The organism is Acidocella aromatica (assembly GCF_014201825.1).
Lineage (GTDB): Bacteria > Pseudomonadota > Alphaproteobacteria > Acetobacterales > Acetobacteraceae > Acidocella > Acidocella aromatica.
In genome coordinates this window covers 40,806-61,315 of the sequence record NZ_JACHFJ010000004.1, presented here as the reverse complement: position 1 = coordinate 61,315, position 20,510 = coordinate 40,806, and the positions used below count along the sequence as shown (strand labels likewise).

The 20,510-nt window shown below is 64.3% G+C and carries 20 protein-coding genes; 11 read left to right on the top strand and 9 right to left on the bottom strand.

What is annotated here, in order from left to right; translation table 11 throughout:
* The first annotated feature begins 151 nt into the window (after window positions 1-151).
* Both HNP71_RS06515 and HNP71_RS06510 read left to right on the top strand, forming a co-directional pair.
* Window positions 152-841 (top strand): polysaccharide deacetylase family protein, encoded by a 690-nt coding sequence (locus HNP71_RS06515; protein ID WP_221246663.1) that lies wholly within the window; start codon window positions 152-154, stop codon window positions 839-841.
* Window positions 838-2,082, top strand: coding sequence for a putative glycoside hydrolase (locus HNP71_RS06510; protein ID WP_183266078.1), 1,245 nt, complete (start codon window positions 838-840; stop codon window positions 2,080-2,082). The genes HNP71_RS06515 and HNP71_RS06510 overlap by 4 nt, the downstream gene beginning before the upstream one ends.
* A gap of 19 nt (window positions 2,083-2,101) precedes the next feature.
* On the opposite strand, the gene dmpG is transcribed toward HNP71_RS06510, so the two are convergent.
* From dmpG to HNP71_RS06495, 3 genes are all read right to left on the bottom strand, one after another.
* A complete protein-coding gene (dmpG, locus tag HNP71_RS06505; protein ID WP_183266077.1) occupies window positions 2,102-3,154 on the bottom strand; it encodes a 4-hydroxy-2-oxovalerate aldolase in 1,053 nt (350 codons plus the stop codon).
* A gap of 1 nt (window position 3,155) precedes the next feature.
* Entirely contained in the window at window positions 3,156-4,070 is a 915-nt protein-coding gene (locus HNP71_RS06500; protein ID WP_183266076.1) for an acetaldehyde dehydrogenase (acetylating), read from the bottom strand.
* 106 nt (window positions 4,071-4,176) lie between these two features.
* A complete protein-coding gene (locus HNP71_RS06495; protein WP_221246662.1) occupies window positions 4,177-5,088 on the bottom strand; it encodes a LysR substrate-binding domain-containing protein in 912 nt (303 codons plus the stop codon).
* Between the two features lie 172 nt (window positions 5,089-5,260).
* On the opposite strand from HNP71_RS06495, the gene HNP71_RS06490 reads away from it, so the two are divergent.
* From HNP71_RS06490 to HNP71_RS06460, 7 genes are read left to right on the top strand one after another with little or no spacing between them, the layout of a single operon-like run.
* A complete protein-coding gene (locus tag HNP71_RS06490) occupies window positions 5,261-5,629 on the top strand; it encodes a 2Fe-2S iron-sulfur cluster binding domain-containing protein (RefSeq protein ID WP_183266075.1) in 369 nt (122 codons plus the stop codon).
* 29 nt (window positions 5,630-5,658) lie between these two features.
* Entirely contained in the window at window positions 5,659-6,588 is a 930-nt protein-coding gene (locus HNP71_RS06485) for a catechol 2,3-dioxygenase (protein WP_183266074.1), read from the top strand.
* A gap of 33 nt (window positions 6,589-6,621) precedes the next feature.
* The gene (locus HNP71_RS06480; RefSeq protein ID WP_183266073.1) at window positions 6,622-8,079 is read left to right on the top strand and encodes a 2-hydroxymuconic semialdehyde dehydrogenase; all 1,458 of its coding nucleotides are present in this window, start codon (window positions 6,622-6,624) and stop codon (window positions 8,077-8,079) included.
* Window positions 8,060-8,863 (top strand): 2-oxopent-4-enoate hydratase, encoded by an 804-nt coding sequence (gene dmpE / locus HNP71_RS06475; RefSeq protein WP_183266072.1) that lies wholly within the window; start codon window positions 8,060-8,062, stop codon window positions 8,861-8,863. The genes HNP71_RS06480 and dmpE overlap by 20 nt, the downstream gene beginning before the upstream one ends.
* 10 nt (window positions 8,864-8,873) lie before the next feature.
* Window positions 8,874-9,662, top strand: coding sequence for a 2-oxo-3-hexenedioate decarboxylase (gene dmpH / locus HNP71_RS06470; protein ID WP_183266071.1), 789 nt, complete (start codon window positions 8,874-8,876; stop codon window positions 9,660-9,662).
* Window positions 9,662-10,411, top strand: coding sequence for an SDR family NAD(P)-dependent oxidoreductase (locus HNP71_RS06465; protein WP_183266070.1), 750 nt, complete (start codon window positions 9,662-9,664; stop codon window positions 10,409-10,411). The genes dmpH and HNP71_RS06465 overlap by 1 nt, the downstream gene beginning before the upstream one ends.
* 16 nt (window positions 10,412-10,427) lie before the next feature.
* On the top strand, window positions 10,428-10,874 hold the full coding sequence (locus HNP71_RS06460) for a tautomerase family protein (protein ID WP_183266069.1): 447 nt from the start codon (window positions 10,428-10,430) through the stop codon (window positions 10,872-10,874).
* Here HNP71_RS06460 and HNP71_RS06455 read toward each other — a convergent pair.
* Window positions 10,866-11,480: a DNA-3-methyladenine glycosylase I gene (locus HNP71_RS06455; protein WP_456304182.1), complete on the bottom strand. Its 615-nt coding sequence runs from the start codon at window positions 11,478-11,480 to the stop codon at window positions 10,866-10,868. The two genes, HNP71_RS06460 and HNP71_RS06455, sit on opposite strands and share 9 nt — an antisense overlap.
* A 169-nt stretch (window positions 11,481-11,649) precedes the next feature.
* On the opposite strand from HNP71_RS06455, the gene HNP71_RS06450 reads away from it, so the two are divergent.
* A complete protein-coding gene (locus HNP71_RS06450) occupies window positions 11,650-13,371 on the top strand; it encodes a cytochrome c biogenesis protein DipZ (protein ID WP_221246661.1) in 1,722 nt (573 codons plus the stop codon).
* 49 nt (window positions 13,372-13,420) lie between these two features.
* On the opposite strand, the gene HNP71_RS06445 is transcribed toward HNP71_RS06450, so the two are convergent.
* From HNP71_RS06445 to HNP71_RS06430, 4 genes are all read right to left on the bottom strand, one after another.
* Complete coding sequence (locus HNP71_RS06445) at window positions 13,421-14,530, bottom strand: NAD(P)-dependent alcohol dehydrogenase (protein WP_183266067.1); 1,110 nt, start codon at window positions 14,528-14,530, stop codon at window positions 13,421-13,423.
* A gap of 35 nt (window positions 14,531-14,565) precedes the next feature.
* Complete coding sequence (locus HNP71_RS06440; RefSeq protein WP_183266066.1) at window positions 14,566-16,041, bottom strand: benzaldehyde dehydrogenase; 1,476 nt, start codon at window positions 16,039-16,041, stop codon at window positions 14,566-14,568.
* Window positions 16,042-16,171: 130 nt separating this feature from the next.
* A complete protein-coding gene (locus HNP71_RS06435) occupies window positions 16,172-17,098 on the bottom strand; it encodes a helix-turn-helix domain-containing protein (RefSeq protein ID WP_183266065.1) in 927 nt (308 codons plus the stop codon).
* Window positions 17,099-17,357: 259 nt separating this feature from the next.
* Window positions 17,358-17,999, bottom strand: coding sequence for a pyridoxamine 5'-phosphate oxidase family protein (locus HNP71_RS06430; protein ID WP_183266064.1), 642 nt, complete (start codon window positions 17,997-17,999; stop codon window positions 17,358-17,360).
* 178 nt (window positions 18,000-18,177) lie between these two features.
* On the opposite strand from HNP71_RS06430, the gene pdxR reads away from it, so the two are divergent.
* A complete protein-coding gene (gene pdxR / locus HNP71_RS06425) occupies window positions 18,178-19,713 on the top strand; it encodes a MocR-like pyridoxine biosynthesis transcription factor PdxR (RefSeq protein ID WP_183266063.1) in 1,536 nt (511 codons plus the stop codon).
* On the opposite strand, the gene HNP71_RS06420 is transcribed toward pdxR, so the two are convergent.
* Window positions 19,667-20,500, bottom strand: a complete 834-nt coding sequence (locus tag HNP71_RS06420; RefSeq protein ID WP_343062293.1) for a shikimate 5-dehydrogenase — start codon at window positions 20,498-20,500, stop codon at window positions 19,667-19,669. The genes pdxR and HNP71_RS06420 overlap by 47 nt on opposite strands.
* Window positions 20,501-20,510 lie beyond the last annotated feature (10 nt).

Sequence of the window (20,510 nt, the reverse complement as noted above, 5' to 3'; positions counted from 1 at the left end):
CCCCCACTGGGCTTGCCACCGCAACGGCCCGTCCTCTACGCTGCGACTATAAATTGTTTAACTCGCTTGCAATCAGGTTGCTCCGTTCATGCCGCTTTTTGGGCTTCGCGCCGTTATTGCAGGCTTGTTCTGCGCCCTTGCCGGCTCCGCCATGGCGGAGCCATCTGTTCTCATACTCGTGTATCACCGGTTCGACCCCGTAAAATCCGGGCTGACAACCGTAACCACAAGCGCGTTCGAGCAACAGCTTGACTGGCTGGCGGCGCATCATTGCAAAATCGTTCCGTTACAAAACCTCGTGCAGTGGCACGATATTCCTGCTCATGCCGTGGCGATCACGGTCGATGACGGGCATGAATCCGTCTTCACCCAGCTCTATCCCATCCTCCAGCAGCGTCATATCCACGTCACGCTGTTCATCTACCCCTCGGCGATCTCCAACGCCTCCTATGCCCTCACCTGGGCGCAGCTGGACGAGATGGTGAAATCCGGCCTCGTCGATGTGCAGTCTCACACCTATTGGCACCCTGATTTCCGCAAGGAGCGGGCGACGCGCAGCCCGGCCGATTACAGCGCCTTCGTGAACATGCAGTTGACCCGCTCCAAGAGCCTACTGGAGCAGAAGCTCGGCATCTCCGTGACCATGCTGGCTTGGCCCTATGGGATTTACGACCCGGGCCTTGAAGCCGCCGCCAAGCGCGCGGGCTATCAATGGGGGTTCGCCTTCGCTGGCGGGCAGGCGCACCCTGAGAGTGACGCACTGGCCATTCCACGCATCCCCGTTTCCGGCGGGCTGAGTCTTTCCGGTTTCGCTGCTCTGGTCGCTGAGCCCGCGCAATGATGCGCCGCCTGATCTCGGCCCTGCTCGTACTGACGCTGTCACCCCCGGCATGGGCGGCATCTCTGCAAGTGGTGGATGCCGTCACGGGCAAGGCGATCCCGGATGCCATGGCCGTGGAAGCCGGCCAGATGCTGCGCCCTGATGCCAAAGACGGGTTCGACCCGCAGGGCAACACGGGAATGCTGTTCATCCGCGCCCCCGGCTACCGCGCCGGCAGCTTCGACCTCGCCACCCTGCCCACCAACGGCAAGCTCCCCCTCCCCCCATTCACACCGCATGCTCTGTATCTTAGCGCCTACGGCGCGGGCTCGCGTGTTCTTCTGGGCAATGCGCTGGCGCTCGCGCAAGGCGGCGCGGTCAATGCGCTGGTTGTGAACATCAAGGACGATAACGGCCTCATCCCCTATCCCAGCGCGGTGCCCCTGGCGCAGCAGGACGGCGCAAGGCGCATCACCACCATCCCCGATCTCGCTGCCTTCGTGCGGATGCTGCACGCCAAGGGCCTCTACGCCATCGCCCGCATCGTCACCTTCAAGGACGATCCACTCGCCACCTACCGGCCTGACCTCGCCGTACATACCGGCGGCGGGTTGTTCCGCGACCGCGAGAACATGGCCTGGACCGACCCGTTCCAGCCCGAGGTGCGGGAGTACGACATCGCCATCGCCGCCGAGGCCGCGAAGGCCGGGTTCGACGAAATCCAGTTCGACTATCTGCGCTTCCCCGATGCCTCGCAGACCCTGCAATTCTCACAGCCGGTATCCGCTCCGGCGCGCATCGCCGCCATCGCCGGGTTCCTGACCGAGGCGAGACAGCAATTACTGCCCTATAATGTTTACATCTCCGCCGACATCTTCGGCTATGTCTGCTGGAACCGCAACGATACCGGCATCGGCCAGACGCTCGACGCCGTGGCCCCCAATGTCGACTACATCTCCCCGATGCTCTACCCCTCCGGCTTCCAATTCGGCATCCCCGGCTACCCGAACCCGGTCGCCCATGCCTACCAGATCGTCTATCTTTCACTCACGCAGGCGCGGCAGCGGCTGAACATTTCACCGCTGCGCTTCCGCCCCTGGCTCCAGGCCTTTACGGATTACGCCTTCGACCATCGCCCCTTCGGAGCGGAGGAGATCGGGGAGCAGACCAAGGCCGCCGCGGATTTCGGCGCCGACGGCTGGATGCTGTGGAACCCGCGCAACGACTACAGCAATGCCGGGCTGGCGCGCGCGGGGGATTAACCGCGCGCGCCAGCCCGCCTCAGGCGGCGTGGCTGACCTTGATGCCGCGCTCCTTGGCCATGGTCAGCGCGGTATCCTCGATCATATCCTCCTGACCGCCGATCATCTTCTTTCGGCCCAACTCCACCAGAATGTCACGGGCCGGGACGCCATAGCGGGCCTCGGCGCGCTTGGCGTGCAGCAGGAAGGTGGAATAGACGCCAGCGAAGCCGAGCGTCAGCGCCTCGCGGGTGACGCGCACCATGTGGTCCATCATCGGCACGACGACTTCCTCGGCCATGTCCATAAGGCCGAACAGGTTGCAGCCGGTCTCGATGCCCATGCGCTCGCATACCGCAACGAACACTTCCAGCGGCGTATTGCCCGCCCCAGCGCCGAGGCCAGCCACCGACGCGTCGATGCGCGTGGCGCCCGCCGCGATGGCGGCGATGGAGTTGGCGATGCCCATGCCGAGATTATGATGCCCGTGAAAGCCGATTTCCGTCTCGGGCTTCAGCGCGTCGCGCAGGGCGCCGATGCGGGCGGTGACATCCTCGGGCAGCATGTAGCCAGCCGAGTCCGTCACGTAGATCGTCTGAGCGCCGTAGCTTTCCATCAGCTTGCCCTGGGCCACGATGCCCTCGGGCGAGTTGAGGTGGGACATCATCAGGAAGCCCGAGGTATCCATGCCCAGCTTGCGGCCATAGGCGATGTGCTGCTGGGCGGTGTCGGCCTCGGTGCAATGCGTGGCCACATGCACCGAGCGCGCGCCGCAGTTATAGGCTGCGTCCAACTCGCGCATTGTGCCGAGCCCGGGGATCAGCAACACAGAGATGGTCGCCTGCTTCACCACCTCGGCCACGGCGGAGATGTAAGCCTCGTTGGTATGCGGGGCGAAACCATGCTGGATGGAATTGCCCCCCAGACCGGCGCCGTGCGTCACCTGCATCATCGGCACACCTGCGGCATCCAGCGCCGAAGCAACCTTTACCATCTGGTCGAGCGAGATCTGCTCGCGCTTGGCGTGCATGCCATCGCGCAGGCACATGTCGTGGATGAGGACCTTACGGCCCTTAAGGTCGGGGAAGCTCATCTCATGCCTCCTGCGGCGTGGGAAGTTTCAGGCTGCCCGCCAGGATTTTCTCGGCGAACATCTCGGCGGTGCGGGTGGCGGCGGCTGTCATGATGTCGAGATTGCCCGCGTAAGTTGGCAGGTAGTCACCCAACCCCGCCACCTCTAGGAACACGGCGACGCGATTGCCGTCGAACACCGGGCCGTTCACCAGCTTGTAACCGGGCACGTATTTCTGCACGTCGCCGATCATCTCCCGCACCGAGGCTGTGATGCGCGCCTCGTCCGGCTCGTCGTCGGTAAGGCAATAGACGGTGTTGCGCATAATCATCGGCGGTTCGGCCGGGTTGATGACCGCCAGCGCCTTGCCACGCCGCGCACCTCCCACCGCCACCAGTGCGTCGGAAGTGGTGTAAGTGAATTCATCGAGATTGGCGCGCGTACCAGGACCGACCGACTTGGAGGCCAGTGTCGCGACGATCTCGGCATAATCCACGCTCTGGACGCGCGAGACGGCATGCACGATGGGAATGGTCGCCTGGCCCGCGCAGGAGATCATGTTCACGTTCATCTCCAGCTTGGCGGTGTGCTGCTTGAGATTCACCGGCGGGACGCAAAGCGGGCCGATGGCGGCGGGGGTCAGGTCGATCATCATCACGCTCAGCGCGTTGAGCTTGCGGCTGTTCTCCGCATGCACATAGGCGCTGGTGGCATCAAAAGCGATCTGGATATTATCTGCCAGCACATGTGGCAGCAGCCCCTCCACACCTTCGGCGGTGGTCTTCAGCCCCATCCCGGCGGCGCGCTTCAGCCCTTCGGATTCAGGGTCAATACCGACCATCCATACAGGTTCCAGCACTTCGCTGCGGCGCAGCTTGTAGATCAGATCAGTCCCGATATTGCCGGAACCGATCAATGCACATCGGATCTTCGCCATGTCCTCCCACTTTCCCGCCCCGATTGGCTGGGCGGCGGTTAAGCAGGCAGGCTAGGTGGCAAGCGTCATGCCGTCCAATACCATTTGGCAGTGTGCGCCATACCTCTCATGCATCGTCAGTCACGCCGTTCTCGGCGCGGAACTCCTCCAGAATGCGCAGGAATTCACGCAAGATCGGTGAGGGATCGTCCTGCAGATATAAGCAGCTTACATCCAGCATGGTGGGCGGCGATTCCTTCAACCGCACATATACCACGCCCGAGGCTCTGAAGTGGGTGGCTGATTCCGGGACAATGCAAACGCCAAAGCCCGACGCCACCAGCGCCACGCCGGTGACAGCATCCCCCACCTCCTGCACCACCTGGGGGATGAAGCCGTGCTCGCGGCATTGGTGCGCCACGAAATCGGAAAAATTCGGATGCCCCGTGCTGGGGAACAGTACCAAAGGCTGCCCGGCCAGATCGGCAATGGACAAAGCCTCCCGCTCCGCCAACGGGTTGGAACGCGGCAGGCCCACGACCAAGCGCTCCCACATCACCACACGCGACTTGATATCGGGGTATTTCGGCACCAGCCGGTTGAAGCCGATGGTGATACGCCGCTGGCGCAGCGCCTCCACCTGCTCGGTCTTGGTCATGGTGTGCATGGCGATTTCCACATCCGGGAAGGCGTTGCGGAACCTCAGCAGCACGCGGGGCACGATATCGAACATGCCTGTACCAAAGATACCGACATCAAGCCGCCCGAGCTGCCCATGGGCGGCCCGGCGGGAGCGCTCCACGGCAAGATCGGCCAGTGAGAGAATCGCCTTGGCATCGGCATACAGCGCCTGACCGGCTGCGGTCATCTCCACGCCCTTTACCGAGCGGATGAACAGAGGCGCGCCGATAATCTCCTCCAATTGCTGGATCTGACGCGTCAGCGGCGGTTGCGAGATGTTCAGCGCCAGCGCCGCACGGCCGATATTCTGCTCCTTGGCCACGGCGACGAAGTATTTTAGATGACGAAGTTCCAGCATTTTTCTCGATTGTTCCTCATAAATGCCGCGTCTCGTTTTGCAGAGCACAATTCGCAGATGCAGCAAACCTCATACCCAGCGAGTATGAATTAATAGCTAAAAAAAGTATTTTCAGGAATAGCGCAAATCTTGCAATCTCTCGAAACTAACAAGAATCAAGAGGTTTAGGGCAATGGACGTTCCCGCCGGCACCGCGCCGGGCAAACAAGGTGCGGTCGAGCATGTTGTGGTGACGATAACGGACACCAACGAGAATTATCGCTGCCGGACCGATGAGAGCCTACTCACCGGCATGCACAGGCTGGGCAAGCGCGGCATTCCGGTGGGGTGCCGGGGCGGTGGATGCTCGGTATGCAAGGTGCAGGTCATCGCCGGCGCCTATGAGCAGATGCGCCCCATGAGCCGCGAATATGTCAGTGAAGAAGACCTCGCGCAGGGCCGTGTGCTGGCCTGCTGCGTGCGCCCGTTGGAGGAGGTGAGCGTCGCGGTCATCGGCAAGCTTCACAAGAGCATCACGCGTCCTGGCCAACCGGCCGCATAGAGTTTTAAAAACAAAGGGAGAAAGCGGATATGGGTATTAATGGTGTACTGCGTCCCGGCCACGCGCAAATTCGCGTGCTGAACCTGGAAGAGGACGCGAAGTTCTACCGCGAGGTTCTGGGGCTGGAGGAAGTTGGCCGCGACGCGCAGGACCGCGTCTATTTCAAGGCCTGGGACGAGCGCGACCATCACAGCGTCATCATCCGTCAGGCCGACAAGGCGGGTCTCGACTTCTTCGGCTTCAAGGTTTCCGACAACGCCACGCTGAACAAGCTGGAGGCCGATCTGAACGCTTATGGCGTGAAGACCGAGCGCGTGCCGGCCGGCGAGCTGCTGGCCACCGGTGAGCGCGTACGCTTCACCGTGCCGACCGGCCATGTCATCGAGCTATATGCTGAGAAGAAGGACGTGGGCAACGGCCTCTCCTACTCCAACCCGGCGCCCTGGCCGGCCCAGGCGGAGAAGGGCATCGCCCCCACCCGCATGGACCACGCGCTGCTGGGCGGCGGCGACCTTGATGGCTCCCGCGATATCTTCATCAACGTGCTGGGCTTCTACCTCACTGAGGAAGTGGTGGCCGAGGACGGCAAGACGCAGATCGCCGTGTGGCTATCCTGTTCAAACAAGACGCACGACATCGCCTTCGTGCGCGCGCCGGAAGACGGCAAACTGCACCACGTCTCCTACTGGATCGACACCTGGGAGAAAGTGCTGCGCGCGGCTGACCTGATGTCGATGAACCACGTGCCGGTGGATATTGGCCCGACCCGCCATGGCATTACCCGTGGTGCGACGATCTACGCGTTCGACCGTTCGGGAAACCGCTTCGAGACCTTCGCGGGCGGCTACATCTCCTACCCGGACATGCACAAGCTCACCTGGCCCATCGAGCATCTGCCCGAAGGCCTGGACTACGCGCAGCGCAAGCTGCACGAAACCTTCCTGACCGTGTTCAGCTAACCTCTGAACAGAATTACTGACGGACGAAACCTCGTGACCCACATTCTGAATTTTATCAACGGCGCTTTCAGCGAAGGCGCCGAAGGGAAGAGCTTTGAAAAACGCTCACCGCTGAACAACACGGTCATCGCCACGGTGGCCGAGGCGGCGAAAGCGGATGTGGACGCGGCGGTATCGTCCGCCAGGGCCGCGATGAAGGGCAAATGGGGTAAGCTTACCCTGGCCGACCGTGTCGAACTGCTCAACGCCGTTGCCGCCGAGATGGAGAGGCGCGCGGATGACTTCATCGCCGCCGAGATTGCCGATACCGGCATGCCCGCGGGTGTGGCCAAGCATATGTGCGCGCGGGGTGCCGCCAATTTCCGCGTCTTCGCCGATGTGGTGAAGAACGTGCCAACAGAATTCTTCGAGATGTCCACCCCCGATGGCCGGGGCGCGCTGAACTACGCCATCCGCAGGCCGGTGGGTGTGGTGGGCGTCATCTGCCCCTGGAACGCGCCGTTGCTGCTGATGACCTGGAAGGTCGGCCCTGCCCTCGCCTGTGGCAATGCCGTGGTGGTGAAGCCCTCCGAAGAGACGCCGCAAACCGCCGCCCTGCTGGGCGAGGTGATGAATGCCGTTGGCATCCCCGCGGGCGTTTACAACGTGGTGCACGGCTTCGGCCCCGGCTCCACGGGCGAGTTCCTAACCACCCATCCGGGTGTTTCCGCCGTCACCTTCACCGGTGAAACCCGTACGGGTGCCGCGATCATGAAGGCCGCCGCCGATGGCGCGCGCCCTGTCTCCCTGGAGATGGGCGGCAAGAACCCAGGCGTCATCTTTGCTGATGCCGATCTCGATGCCGCCATCGAGGGCACGCTGCGCTCCTGTTTCATGAATACCGGGCAGGTCTGCCTGGGGACCGAGCGGCTGTTCGTTGAACGTCCGTTCTTCAACAAATTCGTGGCCGCGCTGAAAACTGCTGCTGAGGGCATGCGCGTCGGCCCGCCGCACGAGCCGGGCGTGGCCATGGGGCCGCTGATCTCACAGGAGCACCGGCAGAAAGTGCTGTCCTACTACGCCAAAGCCGTGGAGGAAGGGGCGACCGTGGTGACCGGCGGCGGCGTACCGGGGATGCCGGGCGAATATGCGAACGGCGCCTGGGTGCAGCCGACCATCTGGATCGGGCTGGGCGACGACGCCGCCATCTGCCGCGAGGAAATCTTCGGCCCGTGCTGCCATATCGCGCCGTTCGATACCGAGGACGAGGTGATCGAACGCGCCAACTCCACCAATTACGGCCTCTCCGCCGCAGTGTGGACGCGCGACCTCGCCCGCGCCCACCGCATGGCCGCCGCCGTGGAGGCGGGCGTGGTCTGGGTGAACTCCTGGTTCCTGCGCGACCTGCGCACGCCCTTCGGCGGCGCGAAACATTCGGGCATTGGCCGCGAAGGCGGCGTGCATTCCCTGGAATTCTACACCGAGTTGAAAAATGTCTGCATTAAGCTCTAATTCCCGCGAGGTCCTGCTCGCCACCCTAGGTGACGAACTGCACGCAGCGCTGGTGGCGCGCACGCCTGTCACCCCCCTCACCTCGCGCGGGCATGACCTCACCATTGAGGACGCCTACCGCATTCAGGAACATATGCTGCGTCACCGCCTTTCGACGGGGGCTAGCATCGTCGGCAAGAAGGTCGGCGCCACCTCCCGCGCCGTGCAGACGCTGCTGGACGTAAACCAGCCGGATTTCGGGCTGCTGCTCTCGGATATGATCTACAACGAGAGCGACGTGATCCCGATGTCCCGGCTCATCCAGCCCAAGGCGGAGGGGGAGATCGCCTTCCTCATGAAGCGCGACCTCACCGGGCCGGGGGTGACGGTGGCCGATGTCATCACCGCCACCGAGGCCGTGATGCCGTGCTTTGAAATCGTCGACTCCCGCATTCAGGACTGGAAGATCAACATCCAGGACACGGTGGCGGATAACGCCTCCTGCGGCGTGTTCGTGCTCGGCGGCATGGCGCTGGCCCCGCGTAAGCTGGACCTTGCACTTTGCGGCATGGTGCTGGAGAAGAACGGCGAGGTGGTGGCAACGGGTGCCGGAGCTGCGGCGCTGGGGCATCCGGCCAATGCGGTGGCGTGGCTTGCCAATACGCTCGGGCCACTCGGCATCTCGCTCAAGGCTGGGGAGGTTGTGCTCTCCGGCTCGCTCGCCACGCTCATTCCCATCGCCGCAGGCGATCATCTCAGCATGACCATCGGCGGGCTTGGCTCCTGCTCCGTCCGCTTTGCCTAAGGGACCTGCCATGACACTTTCCCCCGAGCAGACCGCTGAATTGGCGGAGTATCTGGAAAACGCCGAGCTGAACGCCAAGGCCGTGCCGCAGATCTCTCTGCGCTATCCCGGCATTACCGAGGCCGATGGCTATGCCATCCAGCACGAAATCCGCCGCCGCAAGATAGCACGCGGAACCCAGATCGTCGGCATGAAGGCCGGGCTCACCTCGCGCGCCAAGATGCGCCAGGTGGGCGTGGAGAATCCGTCCTACGGATTTCTGGCCGATTATTTCGCCGTGCCCGATGGCGGGGAGATCGAGCGCGCCAAGCTCATCCACCCGCGTGTCGAGCCGGAAATCGCCTTCGTGCTGAAGAAACCCTTGCGCGGCCCTGGTTGCCATATCGGCGCCGTGCTGGCGGCCACCGAGTTCGTGATGCCCGCACTTGAAATCATCGATTCCCGCTACGAGAATTTCAAGTTCGACTTCGCCTCGGTGGTCGCCGACAACTCATCCTCCTCGCGTTTCGTGCTGGGCGGGCGCGCCCGGCCTGTGGAAGACCTCGACCTGCGCACGCTGGGCATGGCTCTAGAGCATAACGGCAAGCCGTTCTCCTTCGGTGCGGGGGCGGCGGTGCTGGGGCATCCGGCGCTAGCCGTGGCGTTGGTGGTGAACCTGCTGGCCCGGCGCGATGAAGGGCTGGAGGCCGGAACGCTGATCATGACAGGCGGCATCACCGAGGCCGTTGCTTGCAAAGCGGGCGACCATGTGTGCCTGCGCATGCAGGATCTCGGCACCGTCTCCGCGCGGTTCGTGTAATGGCGCGGGAACTCGCCATCGTCTCCGGCGGGACCGGAGCCATCGGGCAGGTGATTACGCGCCGGCTGGTGGAGCGTGGATTGGATGTGATCATCGTCGGTCGCCGCGCGGAGGAGTTGGAGGCGCTGGCCGCGACTAGCCCGCATATCCGCCCCTGCCCGGCCGACCTCGCCAGCGACGACGCCATCGCCACGGTAAGCGCGGCGCTGGATGCGCCGGTGCGGGCCATCGTGCACTCGGTGGGTGTACCAGTGGCGGGCGGGGTGCTGGAAGCCTCCACCGAGGCACTGCTGGGGGCGGTGAACGTGAAGGTCTGCGGCCTGCTGCGCCTAGTGCGCGCTGCCGAGGCGCGGTTCGTGCCGCAATCACGCATCATCGCCATTGGCGGGCATTACGGGCTGGAACCCACCGCCTATGCCGCCACGGCGGGCGTTGGCAATGCGGCGCTGATGAATCTCTGCCGCCAGCTTTCCCTGGCCTATGGGCCGCGCGGCGTTACCGCGCATGTCGTCGCCCCCGGCCCGGCCGACACCGAGCGGCTGCGTAACGTCGCCGCCAGCCGCGCCGCCCAGCGCGGCGTGGATATGGCTGAGGTGTTCGCTGAGCTGAAGGCCGAATCCGCCATTGGCGCCTTCACCACGTCCGAGCAGGTGGCCTGGGGTGTGGCCACACTTCTCGCCCCCGAGGCCGACGCCATGACCGGCTCGACCCTGATGCTCGATTCCGGCCGCCGACGCGGCCTGCCGTAACCGGAAAGGAACCTCCATGCCTGTCGCCCATATCAACCTGCTGCAAGGCCATCCGCGCGCCGTGCTGCGCAATGTCATCGCCGAGGTCTCGGAAGCGATGTCCGACATCCTGATCGCGCCGAAGGACCGGCTGGAGGTGTGGATCACCGAGATCGACCCCGAGCTGTGGGGCATTGCAGGCGCGCCCGCCGCCGAGGTGCTGAAATCCACCCCACGCGGGCAGGTGGAGATGCCATTCGTGCAGATGGTGCTGATGGAAGGCCGCCCGAAAGAGCAGCACCATCGTATCATCGCCGCCATCACCGAGATTTTGCACCGCAATCTGGGCACCGAAAAAGGGCGCATCCGCGTGCATATCGCCCCTGCGCAGCCGGATAGCTGGGGCATTGGCGGCACCCCCGCCAGCATTGCCCGCGCCGCCGAGCTGGCCGCCCGCGCCAAGGCGGAGGCGACGCTAGGCTGACCACCCCGGCCGCCGGAACGCGGCGCGGGCCTGCTCGGCCTGCACCCGGACGGCGCAGCCCTCGGCATGGTCGTTCACGAGGCCCATCGCCTGCATGAAGGCATAAACGGTGGTCGGCCCCACGAACGCCCAGCCGCGCTTCTTCAGCGCCTTGGACATGGCAATCGAAGCCGGGGACGTCGCAACCATCTGCGGCTTCGCCAATGCCGGGGGTTCGAAGCTCCAGATGAACGCGGCCAGCGACCCCGCCTCGCGCACCAGCTCCTGGGCGCGCTTGGCGTTGTTGATCGCGGCTTCGATCTTGCCGCGATGGCGTACGATGCCCGCATCCCGCAACAAGCGCTCGACATCCGCCGGACCGAATTGCGCCACGGCATTGTAGTCGAAGTCCCTGAACGCCGCGCGGAAATTCTCGCGCTTGGCCAGGATGGTGCGCCAGCTCAACCCAGACTGGAAACCCTCCAGGCAGAGCTTCTCGAACAGGCGCGTATCATCGGCCACCGGGAAACCCCATTCGGTGTCGTGGTAGCGCAGATATTCCGGCGTCGCCGCGCACCAGGCGCAGCGCGACTGGCCGTCGGGGCCGGGGATCGTCTGGCTCATCATGCCCTCCATTGGTTTCCTGATTAGCATTTTCCGCCGTCCAAACCATCGGCTCCCCTGCCAAGGCATCAAAACGATGCCCATTTGGAATTGGACGCTGAAGCGGACGGCGATCAAATCAACGGCTGGAGACGGCCCCGGCGGACGGGGCCGCGCCAAAGGGGAGTTAGCCATGCTGAGTTTGTTGCTGGTGACGTATCTGGGGGGCGTGCTCACCATTCTGAGCCCCTGTATTCTGCCTGTGCTGCCCTTCGTGTTTGCCCGTGCCGGACGGCCATTCACCGTCAGCACCCTGCCGCTTCTGGCGGGCATGGCTATCACTTTCGCAGGGCTGGCCTCGGTGGCGGCGCTTGGCGGGGCCTGGATCGTGCGGACCAACGAATATGGCCGGAACATTGCCCTGGCCCTATTCGCCTTGCTGGGATTGAGCCTGCTCTTCCCCAGCTTGGCCGACCGCATGACGCGCCCATTGGTTGCGCTGGGCAACAAGCTCTCGGCGGCGGCGCAGACGCAGCGGCACGAAACCCTGGGTGCCGGGCTGCTCGGCGTGGCGGTGGGGTTTTTATGGGCCCCCTGCGCCGGGCCGATCCTGGGGCTGGTGCTGGCGGGTTCGGCGCTCACCGGGGCCAGCCTGCGCACCGGTTTCCTGCTGCTGGCCTATGCCGCCGGGGCCGCGACCTCGCTGGGCTTGGCCGTGGGCGTAGGCGGCGGGCTATTCAAGCAGATGAAGCGCGAATTGCATCTGGGGGAGTGGGTGCGCCGCGGCGCCGGGGTGGTAGTGCTGCTGGCCGTTGCGGGCATCGCCTCGGGCGCCGAGACCGGCGTGCTGGCGCGCCTCTCCTCGGCCAACACCACGGCGCTGGAGCAAGGACTGCTGCGGCTGTTCGGCGCCAAGCCCTCAGGCTCCGCCCCGATGCTCGCAAGCGTGGCGCAGGCCGACCAGATGCCGCCACTGACGGGCGCCACCGCCTGGCTGAACTCACCTACCCTCGCCCCGGCAGACCTGCGCGGCAAGGTGGTGCTGATCGATTTCTGGACCTATTCCTGCATCAACTGCCTGCGCACTTTGCCTTACGTCACGGCCTGGAACGCCAAATACAAGGATCATGGCCTCGTCATCATCGGCGTGCATTCGCCGGAATTCGCCTTCGAGCGTGATACCGCCAATGTCGCGGCGGCGGTGAAGCGGCTCGGCATCACCTACCCCGTGGCGGTGGACAGCAACCTCGCCATCTGGAACGCCTTCGCCAACCAGTACTGGCCAGCGGAATATCTGGTGAATGCCCAGGGTGAGGTCGTGAGCAGCCATTTCGGAGAAGGCGACTATGCGGCCACTGAGATGGAGATCCAGCAGCAGCTTCGCCTGGCGGGCTATGCCGATGTGCCGGGCGGGGTAGTTACCCCCGGCGGCAGCGGCGCCGAGGCCGCAGCCGACATGGCGGATGACAACTCGCCCGAGACCTATATCGGCTATGCGCGAGCGGAGAATTTCGCCTCGCCGCAGGGCATGGCCGACGACCAGCCCGCGAGTTACACCATCCCCGCCAGGCTTGGCCTGAACCAATGGGCGCTTGGCGGCACCTGGCAGGATGGCGCGCAAGCCGCGCGGCTGGTTAGCGCGCCCGGCAGCATCGCCTTCCATTTCCAGGCGCGCGACCTGCATCTAGTACTCGGCCCCGGCAAGCCGGGCGAAACGATCCGCTTCCGCGTACTGTTGGACGGCGCCGCCCCCGGAGCCGACCACGGCGCCGATACCGACGCCCAGGGCTACGGCGTGGTGGATGGCGAGCGCCTGTATCAGCTGGTGCGCCAGAGCGGCACGGTGCGCGACCGTGTCTTCACCATCCAGTTCCTCGACCCGGATGTGGACGCTTATAGCTTTACCTTTGGCTAGGCGGCGTCCAGCCTCACCGTGCGCCGCCCGTCATCGGCCAAGTAGAGTCTTACGCCGCCGTACACAGGATCGGCTTCAGCACGCTGCCTTTCTCGGAGGCTTCAACGGCCTCGTTGATTTCATCGAGCTTATAGAAGCGGACCAGCTTGTCGAACGGAAAGCGCCCCTGCTTCCACAGCTCGATAAGCTGCGGGATAAAGATATCCGGCACAGACTCCCCCTCGATGACGCCGCGCACGGAACGGCCGAACAGAATGGAATTCATATCGAACGTCACCTCGGTCCCCAGCGCCGCCGCGCCCACCAGGGCGCACTGGCCGGTGACGCGCAGGCAATCCACCGCCTGGCGGAACACGGCGGGGACGGAGGTGCACTCGATGGAGTATTCCACACCCAGCCCGCCGGTCAGCTCTTGGATCTTCTCCACGCTGTTGCCCTCGCGCCCGTTGACGACATGGGTGGCGCCAAGTTCCAGGGCGAAGTTCAGGCGGTCCTGGTTCAAATCCACGGCGATGATGGTGGTGCAGCCCACCGCCTTGGCCGCCATGACCGCCGAAAGCCCCACCGAGCCCGCGCCAAAGATGGCGATGGAACTGCCGGCGCCGGGGCGCAGCGCGTTCATCACCGTGCCCGCACCCGTGGAAATACCGCAGCCCAGCGGGCCCATCAGCTCCAGCGGCACATCCTTGCCGATCTTCACCACATTGCGTTCCAGCGCCAGGGCATGGGTGCCGAAGGAGGACTGGCTGAAGAAGCAGCCCGAGATGGGCGAACCGTCGGCGGCTTGGTAGGGCTTGGAACCGTCCGGCCGGCAACCGGCGAAATTGTAGCCGAAGAAGTTGAGGCAATAGCCCGGCTTGCCCTGCTTGCAGTTGATGCACTCGCCGCAGGAGCCGAAGGCCAGCACCACATGATCGCCCGGCTCCACCTTGGTGACGCCAGCGCCAACCTTCAGCACGCGGCCCGAGCCCTCATGCCCCAGCACGGCGAGTAGCGGGGTGGGGTAATACTGGTCGCGGACCACGATGTCGGTATGGCAGATGCCGACGCCGGCAATCTCCACCAGCACCTCGCCGGGGCGAGGGTCTTCGAGGGTAAGTGTCTCCACCGAGAAGCGCTGGGACTTGCCGTGAACGACGGCGCATGTGCAGGATACCATGATTTTTCCTTGGAGGTTGGTTTGTTGTTGGTGGTTCAGAAGGGATAGGCGGGCGGGGTGTCCTTCACCGTCACCCATTGCCATTGGGTGAACTCGTCCCAGTTGGCCGGACCGCCGATGCGTCCGCCATTGCCCGAGCTGCCAACACCGCCGAAGGGAATATGCGGCTCGTGCACGACGGTCTGGTCGTTGATGTGCAGCATGCCGGTGCGGATGCGCGCGCCCACCGCCTTGGCGCGCTCGATATCGGCGGTGATGATGCCAGCACTCAGGCCATACTGGCCGGCATTGGCCATGGCCACGGCTTCATCCTCGGTGCTGAAACGGACGATGTTGGCGACAGGGCCGAACACCTCCTCCTCGAACACCGCCATGCCGGGGGTGACGCCATCCAGCACCGTGGCCGGGTAGAACAGCCCGTCCGGCGTGCCGCCCGCCAGCAGTTTTGCTCCTGCCGCCATGCTCTCCTGCACCAAGCGGTGCACACGCTCGGCCTGGCGCTGGTTGATGATGGGGCCAAGCGCCACCTGACCGGACATCGGGTCTCCCGCCGGAAGGCGCGCCGCGTGCTCGGCGAGCGAGGCGGCGAACGCATCGGCGATAGCCTCGTGCACCAGGATGCGCCCGGAAGCCATGCAGATCTGCCCCTGGTGAAGGAAGGCACCGTAGGAGGCGGCGGAGACAGCGAGTTCCAGATCGGCATCCGGCAGCACGATGAGCGCGTTCTTGCCGCCGAGCTCCAGGCTGGTCTTCTTCAAGTGTTCGCCAGCCAGCGCGCCCACTTTTCGCCCGGCGGCGGTGGAGCCGGTGAAGGCGATCATGCGGATGCGCGGCTCGCGGCACAGCGCCTCGCCGACATCCGCGCCGCCCGGCAGCACGTTGAACAGGCCCGGCGGCAGGCCTGCGGCCTCGAAGAGCGGGGCCATTATCAGCCCGCCGCTGATGGGCGTCTGCGGGTCCGGCTTCAGCAGCACAGCATTGCCGGTGGCCAAAGCCGGGGCGACGGCGCGCATGGACAGGATCAGCGGGAAATTGAACGGCGCGATGATGCCCACCAGCCCGTGCGGCACGCGCTGCGCATAGCTATGCGCAGCACCCGTGGCCTGCACCTCCAGGTAATGGGGCTCGTCCAGCATCGCGGCGGCCTCCTTGAAGAAGGCGGCAACGGTGAAGATCTCGAAATCCGCCTTGGGACGCACGCCGCCGGTCTCGCGCATGATCCACGCGGCGGCCACGTCCCAGTTGGCCTCCAGCCGGGCGGCGACATCGCGCAATATGGCGGCGCGCTCGGCGGCCGGGGTAGCGGCCCAGGCGGCCTGGGCCGCGGCGGCGCGCTCGGTCACGCGGGTGACGTCCTCCGCCGTGGCGAGGCCAGTGGCGGCCAACTCCGCGCCGGTGGCTTTCTCGTATACAATCAGCGTACCGCCAGAGGCAGGGCTGAACGTGCCGTCATACAGCGTACCGCTCCAATGCGGCTCGGCATGCGGGGGAATGCCGGTCATCTGGTCCATGCCATAGGCCTCCTTGTGGTGGATTTCATCGTCATCGTTTCCTCCTTGGGGGTTGAGAACAGGCCGTGCGGCGCCATTCCCGGCACGCAGGGGGCGTGCAAGGCGGTTCGTCCGGCGGGATGGGTGACGGTTAGGGTGGCAGCATGCGCATCTGGCGCGGCGTTACGCCATAACGCTCCTTGAACATGCGGCTGAAATGCGCGGCGCTGACAAAGCCGCAGCGCCAGGCGATGGCCTCGATGCTCTGCCCGCGCCAGCGCGGGGCGGCGAGCATCTCGCGCGCCAGATCCAGCCGGCGGTTCCACACAAAGCGCATCAGCGAGCTATCCTCCGCCGCGAACAACCGGTTGAGATGCCCGGTGGAGAGGTTCACGGCGGCGGCGATCTTCGCCGCATCCAGTGCCGTATCACCCAGGTTCTGCGCGATGTAATGCTTCACCTTCAGCCGCGTTGTCTCGGCTGGGGCGGCCATGTCCTCGCGGATGATGACATCCATCAGGTCCAGCAACTGGTAGCCAAGGCGGGTGCGCATCTCCTCGTTCAGTACGGGGCTATGCGTGGCGATCAGGCGGATCATATCCTGCACCAGCCGTACATCGGGCGAGCTGGTATCCGGCGCCACCCAGCGGTTCAGCCGGTAACGGTAGCCACGCTCACGCAAAGCCTGTTTGGGGCAGCTCACCACCAACAGCTTGGCGTGCTCCACCACATGCTCCAGGAAGGGCTGCGCCGGGTCCACGATGACCAGCCCGCCCGCGCCGAAGCGGCATTGCTCGCCATCACGCTCGAACACAGCCTCGCCCTCCACGATCATCTTGACCATCAGCACGTCTTCCTCAACGCGCTGGCGGCCTTGGGGAGAAAGCGTCTGGGGGGGCATCCGCACATCCGCGACCTTTAGCCCGCCGATCCAATCCATGCTGATGGCGGAGGCGAAGGCGGCGCCGCGCGGCTGCCGGCACCCGAGGGCGTAGTCGCGGTCCAGCGCCTCGCGCCAGAGGTCGAACGGCAGCGCCGTACCACAACGGCCCTCCATGCTGGCCATATTCTTGGTCATCTCCCCTCCTTGCCTGCACACCTGGGCTGCTTGCTGGCGGCGGGAAGACGGAACAGGGACAAAACCGCTCCCGCCCGGCACTGGCCGAAGGGGCTAAGACAATTTTCCTCCGTTTCCGTTCCGCCGCCGGGGAAGCCCCGGCCGAGGACATTGGAATTTTCGATATTTATACGCCAAGTATAGCGGCGTTATTTACCGGATGGGCAGGAATTCTTGTCTCAGACGCTTATGTGCCATCCGGCGGATGGCCACGGGGGAGCTACCCGATTTTGAACTTATGGCCGTCCTCCGGGAATTCCACCCCGGGCACGTTCTTCGGGTTGGGAATCGGAGCGCCAATTTCATGGCGAACCGGGATTACGCCGGTCCAGACCGGGAAATCCGCGTCCTCGTCGTCATCCGGCTGGCCCGAGCGCAGCTTGGCCGAAGCCTCGGTGATCTTCATGCTCAGCACCGTGGTCGCCTTCAGTTCCTGCGGCTTGACCGGGCGCAAGCGCTCCCACTGGCCGGGAATCGTCTTGTTGACCATATTGCGCAGCTGTACGGCTTTTTCCTCGTCCGAGAGTTTCTCCGGCTTGCCGAAGATCATCACCGAGCGATGGTTGATATTATAATTATAGGCGGAGCGCGCCATCACCAGGCCGTCATAGATACTGACAGTCACACAGACATCCTGACATTCCGCACTCTCCAGCATACGGCTGGCGGCGGAGCCATGCCAGAAGATGCAGTCACCATCGCGCCATTGCAGTGTCGGCGTGACAAAGGGCGAGCCGTTGAACACGTAGCCGACATGGCATAGCGGCATCGCGTCGAGAATGGCGTGGATGGTCGCAGGATCGTAATCGGCGATATGGTTGTAACGCTTCACACGGGCACGTTCGCTCGGCGGGGTGGACATGGGCGATATCCTTCGTTCGGGATGAACCAGTGCCACCATCCTGTCCGCCGGAGACGAGGCATAACAGGGCCAATACCACCTCTCGTTTGGAGCCAATTTAAAATTGGCCTTTTCCACTCGCCAAGCGCCATTGGTTCATGCCACGCTCGAACACGATGAAACAGCAGGAGCAGAATGCGTGAAAAAGCGGGCCTCGTTCGGGTCGCTAATCGCGCTCACGCTGGACGCGGCACAGCCAGAGCCGCTGTACCAGCAATTATACGAACAACTGCGCGGCGCGATTGTCGGCAGCCGTCTGCCCGGCGGCACGCGCCTGCCCGCGAGCCGTGTATTGGCGCAAGAACTGAAGCTTTCCCGGAATACGGTCACCTCGGCCTATGAGTTGTTGAGCAACGAGGGGTATATCCTGACCCGCGTTGGCGACGGCGCTTACGTCGCCAATATCCTGCCCGAGGACAGGCTGCTGCCACGCAAATCCTCGAAAGCCGACGGTCCCCCCCCGGCAGCCTCCCATCCTTCGCTCTCGGCGCGAGGACGGTTGCTTACCGAACTGTCTGTCACCGCCGGTCCAGCGCAACCGGTGCCCTTCGTCGCGGATCTACCGGCCTTCGACGCGTTTCCGCTGCACGCCTGGGCGCGGCTGATGGTGCAAAGCTGGCGGCAGGTGCAGCCGGACATGCTGGGCTATGCCGATCCGGCTGGCTACGAACCGCTGCGCGAACTGATCAGCCAGCACCTGAAAGCCACACGTTTTCTGGATTGCGTCGGGCAGGATGTGATCATGACATCAGGTTCGCAGCAATCGCTGGACCTGCTCGCCCGCGTGCTACTCGACCATGGCGATTCCGTTTGGGTCGAGGAGCCGGGTTATGTCGGCACACGCAGCGCGCTGATCGCCGCCGGTGCGCGGCTGGTACCGGTGCCCGTTGACGGCCAGGGGCTGCTGGTGAGTGCTGGCGAGATGCTTGAGCCCAGGCCACGGCTGATTTTCATCACGCCGTCGCGGCAATATCCGCTGGGCATGACGATGAGTATGGAACGCCGCAAGGAGCTGCTCGCCTTTGCCGAAAAATCCGGAGCATGGATCGTCGAGGATGATTATGACAGCGAGTTCCGTTACCACGGCACACCGTTGCCCGCAGTGCAGAGCCTAGACCGCACAGGGCGCGTGATCTATCTCGGCACCTTCAGTAAATCTCTGCTGCCCTCCTTCCGCCTTGGCTTTCTGGTGGTGCCTGGCTACCTCGCGCGCGCCTTCGGCAATGCCAAGAGCGTCATCGACCGGCACCCTTCCCTGCTGGAACAGATGACGCTTCTGGGCTTTATGCAAAGCGGACAATTCGCCGCGCATATAAGGCGCATGCGGCAGCTTTATGAGGAACGGCAGCAGGTCCTGATCCAGGAGATCGAGCGCAAGCTCGGCGGTTTTCTGCAAATCACCCAAGCCGAATCCGGCATGCATCTGGTGGCGGAGCTGCCCGATGGCGTTGATGATGTCAGCTTCTGCCAAGCAGCAAAATCATGGGGCGTGTCTGTCCAACCTCTGTCCGCCTATTACACGGCAGAGCCGCGGCGGAATGGCGTGATCCTTGGTTTTGCCGCCATTCCGCCAAAGAGCATCGTCCGGGGTGTTGAACGTCTGGCCGCCGCTGTTGCAAGCGGACAGGCTACGCCCCCCGCGCGAAAGCTGCCGCCTGGGCCGCCAGTTCGGTAGAAGGGCGTACCCCCGTGTAAAGCACGAATTGCTCCAGCGCCTGCAACACAGCGACCTCAGCACCCGAGATGCGCTGCTTGCCCGCTTTTTCAGCCGCGCGCAGGAGCGGTGTTTCCACCGGCAGCGCGACGACATCGAACACGGTATGGGCGGCCTTGATCGCCGCTTCTGGAAACGCAAGACTGTCCTCGTCAGCCCCGGCCATGCCCAGCGGCGTGGCATTGATGAGCAGCGGCGCTGTCAGGTCATCAGGCGCCGCTTCCCACCCGAACCCATACAACGCCGCCAGCGCACGCCCCTTCGCCTCGTTGCGTGCCACAACCACGCCATTTGTTTGACCACGATTGAACAGCGCGGCGGCCACCGCCTTGGCCATGCCGCCTGCGCCGCGCAGGATGAACCTCGTATCCGGGCCAATGCCGGCACGTTCCAGCAGCGTGTAGATCGCCGTATAGTCGGTATTGTAGCCTGTCAGGCGCCCATCATCGTTGACGATGGTGTTGACGCTGTCGATCGCCCCGGCGGAGGGGGCCATCGCATCCAGCAGCGGGATCACCGCCTCCTTGAACGGCATGGAGATGGCACAACCGCGAATCTGCAACGCGCGCACGCCGCCAATGGCGGCAGGCAGGTCGGTGGTGGTGAAGGCTTTGTAGACGTAGTCGAGGCCCAGCTGCTCATAGAGCCTGTTATGGAAACGGGTTCCGAACGTTCCCGGCCGCGCGGCCAACGACATGCACAAGCGGGTTTTCGGGCCAATTGGCGGTTTGGTTGCGTCTGTCGTCACGCGGCGGAGC

Coding starts and splice junctions, on each gene's coding strand:
- dmpE (WP_183266072.1), top strand. CDS start 8,060: ATGTCTGCATTAAGCTCTAATTCCCGCGAGGTCCTGCTCGCCACCCTA.
- dmpH (WP_183266071.1), top strand. CDS start 8,874: ATGACACTTTCCCCCGAGCAGACCGCTGAATTGGCGGAGTATCTGGAA.
- HNP71_RS06510 (WP_183266078.1), top strand. CDS start 838: ATGATGCGCCGCCTGATCTCGGCCCTGCTCGTACTGACGCTGTCACCC.
- HNP71_RS06445 (WP_183266067.1), bottom strand. CDS start 14,530: ATGGTATCCTGCACATGCGCCGTCGTTCACGGCAAGTCCCAGCGCTTC.
- HNP71_RS06430 (WP_183266064.1), bottom strand. CDS start 17,999: ATGTCCACCCCGCCGAGCGAACGTGCCCGTGTGAAGCGTTACAACCAT.
- HNP71_RS06455 (WP_456304182.1), bottom strand. CDS start 11,480: ATGATGAGCCAGACGATCCCCGGCCCCGACGGCCAGTCGCGCTGCGCC.
- HNP71_RS06440 (WP_183266066.1), bottom strand. CDS start 16,041: ATGGACCAGATGACCGGCATTCCCCCGCATGCCGAGCCGCATTGGAGC.
- HNP71_RS06500 (WP_183266076.1), bottom strand. CDS start 4,070: ATGGCGAAGATCCGATGTGCATTGATCGGTTCCGGCAATATCGGGACT.
- HNP71_RS06485 (WP_183266074.1), top strand. CDS start 5,659: ATGGGTATTAATGGTGTACTGCGTCCCGGCCACGCGCAAATTCGCGTG.
- HNP71_RS06435 (WP_183266065.1), bottom strand. CDS start 17,098: ATGACCAAGAATATGGCCAGCATGGAGGGCCGTTGTGGTACGGCGCTG.
- HNP71_RS06515 (WP_221246663.1), top strand. CDS start 152: ATGGCGGAGCCATCTGTTCTCATACTCGTGTATCACCGGTTCGACCCC.
- dmpG (WP_183266077.1), bottom strand. CDS start 3,154: ATGAGCTTCCCCGACCTTAAGGGCCGTAAGGTCCTCATCCACGACATG.
- HNP71_RS06450 (WP_221246661.1), top strand. CDS start 11,650: ATGCTGAGTTTGTTGCTGGTGACGTATCTGGGGGGCGTGCTCACCATT.
- HNP71_RS06465 (WP_183266070.1), top strand. CDS start 9,662: ATGGCGCGGGAACTCGCCATCGTCTCCGGCGGGACCGGAGCCATCGGG.
- HNP71_RS06460 (WP_183266069.1), top strand. CDS start 10,428: ATGCCTGTCGCCCATATCAACCTGCTGCAAGGCCATCCGCGCGCCGTG.
- HNP71_RS06490 (WP_183266075.1), top strand. CDS start 5,261: ATGGACGTTCCCGCCGGCACCGCGCCGGGCAAACAAGGTGCGGTCGAG.
- HNP71_RS06495 (WP_221246662.1), bottom strand. CDS start 5,088: ATGCTGGAACTTCGTCATCTAAAATACTTCGTCGCCGTGGCCAAGGAG.